9 protein-coding genes are annotated in these 7,075 nt (G+C 58.0%); 6 read left to right on the top strand and 3 right to left on the bottom strand.

Annotated features, from left to right (window positions below; translation table 11 throughout):
* Positions 1 to 195 precede the first annotated feature (195 nt).
* A complete protein-coding gene (locus tag ACUH78_RS16600; protein ID WP_445334062.1) occupies positions 196 to 1,704 on the top strand; it encodes a putative bifunctional diguanylate cyclase/phosphodiesterase in 1,509 nt (502 codons plus the stop codon).
* Between the two features lie 7 nt (positions 1,705 to 1,711).
* Here ACUH78_RS16600 and ACUH78_RS16595 read toward each other — a convergent pair whose 3' ends face one another.
* Positions 1,712 to 1,957: a helix-turn-helix transcriptional regulator gene (locus ACUH78_RS16595; protein WP_445334064.1), complete on the bottom strand. Its 246-nt coding sequence runs from the start codon at positions 1,955 to 1,957 to the stop codon at positions 1,712 to 1,714.
* Positions 1,958 to 2,366: 409 nt separating this feature from the next.
* Here ACUH78_RS16595 and ACUH78_RS16590 point away from each other — a divergent pair, with 409 nt between their 5' ends.
* Together ACUH78_RS16590 and ACUH78_RS16585 are read left to right on the top strand one after the other, a co-directional pair.
* The gene (locus ACUH78_RS16590; RefSeq protein WP_445334061.1) at positions 2,367 to 3,587 is read left to right on the top strand and encodes an RNA-guided endonuclease InsQ/TnpB family protein; all 1,221 of its coding nucleotides are present in this window, start codon (positions 2,367 to 2,369) and stop codon (positions 3,585 to 3,587) included.
* Complete coding sequence (locus ACUH78_RS16585; protein WP_445334060.1) at positions 3,575 to 4,225, top strand: uracil-DNA glycosylase; 651 nt, start codon at positions 3,575 to 3,577, stop codon at positions 4,223 to 4,225. The genes ACUH78_RS16590 and ACUH78_RS16585 overlap by 13 nt, the downstream gene beginning before the upstream one ends.
* A gap of 3 nt (positions 4,226 to 4,228) precedes the next feature.
* Here the strand turns inward: ACUH78_RS16585 and ACUH78_RS16580 are convergent, their stop codons facing one another.
* Entirely contained in the window at positions 4,229 to 4,867 is a 639-nt protein-coding gene (locus ACUH78_RS16580; RefSeq protein ID WP_445334059.1) for an ERCC4 domain-containing protein, read from the bottom strand.
* A gap of 163 nt (positions 4,868 to 5,030) precedes the next feature.
* Between ACUH78_RS16580 and ACUH78_RS16575 the strand changes: the two genes are divergently transcribed.
* A complete protein-coding gene (locus ACUH78_RS16575; protein WP_041647873.1) occupies positions 5,031 to 5,447 on the top strand; it encodes a defense against restriction DarA-related protein in 417 nt (138 codons plus the stop codon).
* A 185-nt stretch (positions 5,448 to 5,632) separates the two neighbouring features.
* Here ACUH78_RS16575 and ACUH78_RS16570 read toward each other — a convergent pair whose 3' ends face one another.
* Positions 5,633 to 6,091 carry a hypothetical protein gene (locus ACUH78_RS16570; RefSeq protein WP_445334058.1) on the bottom strand — a complete coding sequence of 153 codons (459 nt, stop codon included), beginning with the start codon at positions 6,089 to 6,091 and terminating at the stop codon, positions 5,633 to 5,635.
* On the opposite strand from ACUH78_RS16570, the gene ACUH78_RS16565 reads away from it, so the two are divergent.
* Positions 6,069 to 6,656: a DNA-directed RNA polymerase subunit beta family protein gene (locus ACUH78_RS16565; protein WP_445334057.1), complete on the top strand. Its 588-nt coding sequence runs from the start codon at positions 6,069 to 6,071 to the stop codon at positions 6,654 to 6,656. The genes ACUH78_RS16570 and ACUH78_RS16565 overlap by 23 nt on opposite strands.
* Positions 6,656 to 7,051 carry a hypothetical protein gene (locus ACUH78_RS16560; RefSeq protein WP_445334056.1) on the top strand — a complete coding sequence of 132 codons (396 nt, stop codon included), beginning with the start codon at positions 6,656 to 6,658 and terminating at the stop codon, positions 7,049 to 7,051. The genes ACUH78_RS16565 and ACUH78_RS16560 overlap by 1 nt, the downstream gene beginning before the upstream one ends.
* Positions 7,052 to 7,075: the final 24 nt, after the last annotated feature.

Here is a 7,075-nt window from a genome sequence, read left to right as displayed (position 1 = left end):
CTGCGCCGCGGCTATCCGGTCGCGTACAAGCCGGTGGCCTAACTAAACGGCATTGGATGCCCACCGGGTGATCATGTCGCCGGACCGGTGAGCGTGACGTCAGCTTGGTTGTCACGGTGTCGTCCTGGTGCTCACGAGCACCGGGACGACTGATCAGGACGAATCGGAACAGGTGATCACGTCGAACTGGACTGAGTGGTCACGAACGATCGGAATAAGCACAAAGCTTCAAATTGGTGTGGGGAGATATGGAATCGGAGAAAAGACGGAGAAATTTACCCGCAGTGGCTCAATATTTCGGCAGTGCGGGACGAAGAGAGTGAGGTTTCGCACTATATCTCGGTGTTCATGGATCTCAGCCAGATCAAGAACAACGAAAAAAGGTTGGAATTACTAGCTTACTTCGACCCGCTGACAGGCCTGGCAAATCGCACCCTCCTCGCGGATCACATGCGCATGGCGATTGCGCGCAGTCGGCGCGAGTCGACGCTGTTCGCCCTCGGCTATCTGGATCTGGATGGGTTCAAGCCGGTGAACGATCAGTTCGGCCATGAGGTAGGCGATCAGTTCCTACAAGAGATCGCGAAACGTATCAAAAGTGTGGTGCGGGGTGACGATACTGTCGCTCGGTTAGGTGGCGATGAATTCGTGATCTTGGTGCAGGGCTTGCGAAAGCCCGAGGAGTGCCATCACACCTTCGAACGCTTGCTAGCCAAGCTGGCAGAGCCGATTCAACTGAATGGGCATCATCTCTCTGCCACGGGGAGCATTGGCGTTACGTTGTTTCCCTGCGACGAAGCGGACCCTGATACCCTGCTGCGCCACGCCGATCATGCCATGTATCAGGCGAAGGAGGCCGGAAAGAACCGCTTTCATGTTTACGACACGGAGTTCGAGGTAGAGGTTCGAGTTCAGAGAGAACTGGTGGAGCGCATCGAACAGGCGCTTTCCGAACGCGAATTTATGCTTTTCTACCAGCCAAAGGTCGATCTTCGGAGCGGTCGCGTCATTGGCGTCGAAGCTCTGATCCGGTGGCAAGACCCCGATCGCGGCCTGTTGCCGCCGAGTGACTTCCTGCCTCAGATCCAGAACCATGTTGTCAGTCAGAAGATTGACCAGTGGGTCCTCAGTGAGGCGGTCACGCAGTTGATGGCGTGGCACGTACTCGGGCTCGATCTCAGTATCAGTGTGAATGTTTGCGGGCTCAGCTTGCAGACTCATGGCTTCATGAACACGCTGGCGAAACTGCTGGCCGCTCATCCCGAAATCAACCGTTCTCGTCTTGAGATTGAGGTGCTCGAAACCGTCGCGCTTGACGACATCGAGCACATTTCCGAGATTATCAGCAGTGGGAAGGCAGAAGGTATTCGTTTTGCGTTGGATGACTTCGGTACCGGTTACGCGTCCTTGCGCTACCTAAAGCATCTGCCGGCCGACGTCTTGAAGATCGATCGGTCCTTCGTCCGTGACATGCTGAATGAGGAGGAGGATCGGGTTATCGTGGAAGGGGTGATCGGTCTGTCGCGAGCGTTCAACCGCGAGGTCGTTGCTGAGGGCGTTGAGACCCTCGAGCACTATCGATGCTTGATGGAGCTTGGGTGCGACTTTGCGCAAGGCTTCGGTATTGCCCGGCCGATGCCCGCGTCTGAGTTTCTTCCATGGTTGGAGAATTGGTTGCCGCCGAAGGAATGGGTGCAGGGCTGAACGCCTCTCACTTTTCGATTTCGGCCGGAGGTAGGCTCTGCGTGTTGGAGGATTTAGACCTGCGCCTTGGAGGGGGGGAGGCATTTCCGTATTGTTCTTCGATCCAGGCTTGAAGGATCTTAGGCTCCCAACGTCTAAGATTGCCTACGAAGTAGAATCGTGGTGCATTTCCGGAGCGGATTCGGACTTCAAGTGTTCGTAGACTGATTTTTAGAGCGGCTGCAACCTCTTTCGCCGTGAGCTGTTTTTCCATCATCTAGGGGCTTTCTCCTTGGCTCCCTAATCTTGGGATTCATGGGCATCGGTTGCTATCATTAAACTACTGAACCTCGGAATGAGTAAAGAATAACCCAAGACCCGTTCAATGAGGTGGTGCACCCTGGATGCTCAGGGGTAGTAGAAAGACGACGCCTACGAGCGCCGGTATCGAGGTGTCTTCCCTGTTAAAACAGGGGTTGAAGAAACGTGTCTGCCCTCAAAAGGGCTGCAAGTGAGCATTCCCTGTGGAAACAGGGCTTGTTTTTGGCTCGACTCGCGTATATCAGAGATTCCTGTGACCCCGGTGCGCGACAAGCTCGCCGTTCAGGGCGGGGAAGGATAGCGCGGACGGCGTAGCCGTCCTTGGGGTGTCAACGGATCGAGTGGCTGTACGTTAATTCATCATGCAACGACTTCAAGCCTACAAATACGAACTGATGCCAGACGGGCAGCAAGAGCGGCAAATGTGCCGCTTCGCCGGGTCATGCCGGTTCGTGTTCAACAAGGCACTGGCGTTGCAAAAGGAGCGCTACGAGCAAGGCAAAAAGAAGCTCGGCTACGCCGGGCTGTGCAAGCTGCTCACCGAATGGCGTAACGGTGCGGATACGGCGTGGCTCTCTGATGCGCCGGTGCATCCGCTGCAACAGACGCTCAAGGACTTGGAGCGGGCCTACAGCAACTTCTTCGCCAAGCGGGCCGACTTTCCGCGTTTCAAGAAGAAAGGCCGGTCGGACAGCTTCCGCTACCCAGACCCGAAACAGATCAAGCTCGATCAGGCCAACAATCGCCTGTTTCTGCCCAAGCTCGGCTGGCTGCGTTACCGCAACAGCCGCGAGGTGTTGGGTACGGTGAAAAACATCACCGTCAGCCAGTCGTGTGGCAAGTGGTTCGTGAGCATCCAGACAGAGCGCGAGCTTGAGCAGCCCATCGCGCAGGGCGGGGCGGTCGGTATCGACATGGGCGTGGCGCGATTTGCCACGCTCTCGGACGGCACGTTCTACGCCCCGCTCAACAGCTTCAAACGGCATGAGACTGCTTTGCGCAAGGCGCAGCAGGCGATGAGCCGCAAGACGAAGTTCAGCAGCAACTGGAAAAGGGCCAAGGCCCGCGTCCAGCGTATTCACACCCGCATCGGCAACGCCCGCCGCGACTACCTGCACAAGACCTCGACCACGATCAGCCAAAACCACGCGATGGCGTGTATCGAGGACTTGCAGGTACGGAACATGTCCAAGTCGGCGGCAGGCACAACCGAGCGGCCGGGCAAGAATGTTCGGGCCAAGTCCGGCCTGAACAAGTCCATCCTCGACCAAGGTTGGTTCGAGTTCCGTCGCCAACTGGACTACAAGTTGGCGTGGAAAGGCGGTTGGCTGGTTGCCGTGCCGCCACGGAACACGAGCCGGACGTGTCCGCGCTGCGGCCATGTGTCGGCGGACAACCGGCAGACGCAGGCGCAATTCTTGTGCGTCGAATGCGGTTTCGAGGAAAACGCCGATCTGGTCGGCGCGATCAATATTCTAAGGGCGGGGCACGCCCGGTTCGCCTGTGAAGTGAGCGATGCAGCAGGGTCGCCAGCAGCAGGAACCCACCGAAGCGACTCAGGGGCGGTTCAATGCCGCGCCTGAGCGCCGTAGGAATCTCCGGCCTGGCCGGGGAGGATGTCAATGAATGCATCCGTTGCCCAGCACTTTGTGCATCTAGAAACCAGATCGTCATGCCGACAGCAGCCACAGTGGGTGGCCTACTGGCGATTGGGGAGGCGCCAGGTGAGAAAGAAGATGAAATGGGCGTTGGGTTCGCAGGGCAGGCAGGCAAGACGCTCGATCGGTTGCTTGCCGAGCATGGCATCGGACGCGAGGGCTACGGGCGAGCGAACATCTGCCGCTGTCGGCCGCCTGAGAACCGAAAGCCGACGAGAGCGGAAGTCGATGCATGTATGCCGTATCTGGCAGAGTTCATCGAGCAAACGCGGCCGCGGGTGCTGCTGTTGGTTGGGGGCACAGCTGCTGCGCACATCGTTGGGACAGGCTCGCTTGCACGACGCATTGAGATGTCGCGGTCGCCCGGAGGTACTTGGGTCGATCCGGCTATGTGCCATCCAGCGCTTCGCTCGCTGGCAGCACAACGCGGGCTGCTTGCGGTCCCGATGCCCCACACGAGCGGCCTAGCGTGGAACCGCAAGACTCCGGCAGGCGAGCCGTGGTCGGAGGTCGGGAAGCGCCAGGTTGCCCTGGCGGTCGAGCTCGCGCAGCGCGAGGGCTGATGATCAGGGCTTGCCTTCGTACTCGAGCACCTCTCGGATCGTTGCAACGGTCTTTGGCCCAATCCCTGGCACTTTCCTGAGATCCGTCTCGCAGGCCAGGAAAACGGACTTGGGCGTACCAAAATGCTCGAGCAGCTTGATAGCAGAGCTGGGTCCGACGCCGGGCAGTCCTTCGACGAGGAACTGCGCCTGCGACGACCGATCCTTGGGTTTGCCGCCTCGCATCGGAACGAGGTAACCGAGTCCCTCTGTTGCGTGCCGGTGCATCGTGAGGAGCAGTTGGGCGGTCTGCGCCACGTTTGACGTGTAGAGGATCGGGATTCTCTTGAGCAGTGAGATGTAGCTCAGTGCGCCCAATAGCGCTTCCTCACGGATCTCCGATCGCGTGTTGAAGATGTCGCCCTCGATCATGAAAAACGGACGCTCATAGGACACGCTGAGCAGCTCGATCTGAGGCATGAGTCTGCCGTCCAGAATGGAGGATACGAAGTCGCCGGCAGCTTTCCGCTCGACGCCAACGCCTTCAGCGATCACATAATCCCCGCTCTCAAGCTCCTTGATCGTGATCCGCGCCCCAGCAGCTTCCAGCCTTTTGGCCAAGCCGCTACGACCTTCTCGGCTGTCTACGATGATTTCGGCCATTTGTGCCTCCTTTTGCATTGTTGCCTCGCTATTGCGCCGCCTGGGTGCTTGGCTGGCGGGTTTTCTGCGTTCCAATATACCTTTTCTGCTTGTCGCCCGTTTTCACTGGCTCGTCATTGCATCCCTTTTGTGCAGTTCCAACTCACAAAAGGAGATGTAGATCATGGAATACGCATACGGTTTGCAGTTCCGGCCGGCCAGCATTGGTGCTGTGCCGCCCGGTTTGTTTGAGGTTCGGGAAAACGGTGAACCCGGCGCCGAGCGATTCACGCGCCACGGTGTCATCGTTTATGACCGCCCTCTGACTGAAAGCGAGATTCGTGCTTTCGAGCTGGTTGTGCTGGCCGACGACATCCAGCGCGACACCCTGGCTACCGAGGTGGCCAGCAAGCTTGCGACCTACGGGCAGAGCTACCTCGAGCTTTGGCGTGAAGATCAGGGGATGTTTGAGTCGATCGTGGCGGATCGTCTGGCAGATGTCCGGCCTTACTCGGTCTTTGTGGGTCAGGTGCCGGTGTTTGCAGGCAAGGTCGCAGAAAAGCTGGCTACCCTGGTTGAAACCAAGAACGGGGAGGTTTGATCTATGCGACCCCGTATCCGGCAACATCGAAAATCGGATCTCGAAACAGCCGAGCAACAACAGGTTCGACTGGCCTTCGTTCGAGAGCGAAACAAGCGCTTTGGCATGATCGTGGAGGGCGTCCCATATCACGAGGAGCTTGCAGGCAGGGCAGGAATGAGCTTTCTGCTTTTGCCCGAAGCACATCATGTCCTCGATGATGTCAAGCGAGCAGCTGCCGCACTTTGGCGACAGCGTGACGTGGTTTTCATGGAGGTGTTTTGGCCATCGCATTCCGAGATGGAGTGCTCGCCATGCTGAACAGTCGTGAGTTCTACATGGACCTTGGGCGACAGGCTGCTAAGGCCAGGAATCAGCGTGATGAAGCGCGTGCTGAGTTTCATGCTCGACACTTCCGGGCTGCGAAGGCGCTCGAACAGGGTGAGGATCGACAGGTTGCCGATCGTCTCTACCGGGATGCGTATGCCGAGGAAAGGCGTACATGATTTGATCTTTGATCCATGACACAAGCAGGCCAGCCATTTCCTTTGGGGAATGCGCTGGCCTTTTTCGTTCACCTTGGATGCAAAAATTCGCCGTTTATATAAACTATTGGAATCATTGTTATTCAGGATGAATTGAATGCGAGATTTTCGCTTCAGCACCGTCGCTCGGGCGGCTGTTCTTTCAGCGTGTTTCGTCCCCTTGGTTGCGCTGTCCAATACGCAGGCTCCCGGCCATTTCAAACTGAAAAACAGTCTCGATCGCCCGGTCGATGGCTACTGTCTCGACGTGGTGGGGTCCGGGCGGTACATCCGGTTCGACATGCCGCTCACTGCGCATAACTGCAAGGGCCCGCAGTTGTACCAGGACGAGGCCGTCATCATCGAGGGAAGCAAGATCAAGTTTCCGGCTTACGGCGCTTGCGCCACGGTGGCTGGGATTAACGGTCGGGCGCTGCCGGGCGCTGCGTTGGTTCCGCGTCAGTGCGGCGAGCGAAGCCCCTTTATGGAAGCGGAAAATCTGCTGCGTTTCACATTCCATCCGGACGGGGGAGTGGAGCTTGCTGGATCTGGCCTCTGCATGACGGTCAGCGATCAGTCCGACTCGACTTTCGAGCCAGCGCATCGATGGCGGCCGCTCTACATGGCGCGTTGCAGCGAGGTCGATCCGTCGCGCTCGCAGTGGGAATTCGTTGAGTACATCCCTCGATCTGGGGTTGATGGTTGATGAGCGCGAAAGAAGACAGGCACTTCTCAAACCTGACGACTCAGCGTCAGAAGACGTACCTCGAGCGACTCAAGAGCAGCAAAGGACGCCGCGTGGTGGTGGACCTTGGGTCCGAGCTTGCCGAGGGGCTCGATCGGCTCATCGCTTCAGGCTACGGCCGTTCTCAGGTGGAAGTGATTCGCAAAGCACTGACCGAGGCATGCGACGGCGTTTCCAGGGAGTGTGATTGCGCCGGCGAGGTCGAGACGGCACTACGAGAAGCAATTGCACTTGAGCGGGCAGCCTATGTGCTGCGGTTGCGGGCACGCGCTTCCGACTTCAAGACCCCGGAGGCCTGCGAAGCCTTGGCAGACGAGATTCTGGCGCAGACGTACAAGCCAGTCGGATTACCTTGAGTTCTCCGTTGTATTGAAATTGAT

The organism is Thauera sp. ZXT1-4 (genome assembly GCF_052598215.2).
Note: the sequence above shows the minus strand (reverse complement) of the source record. Positions and strands in the feature narration are given on the sequence as shown.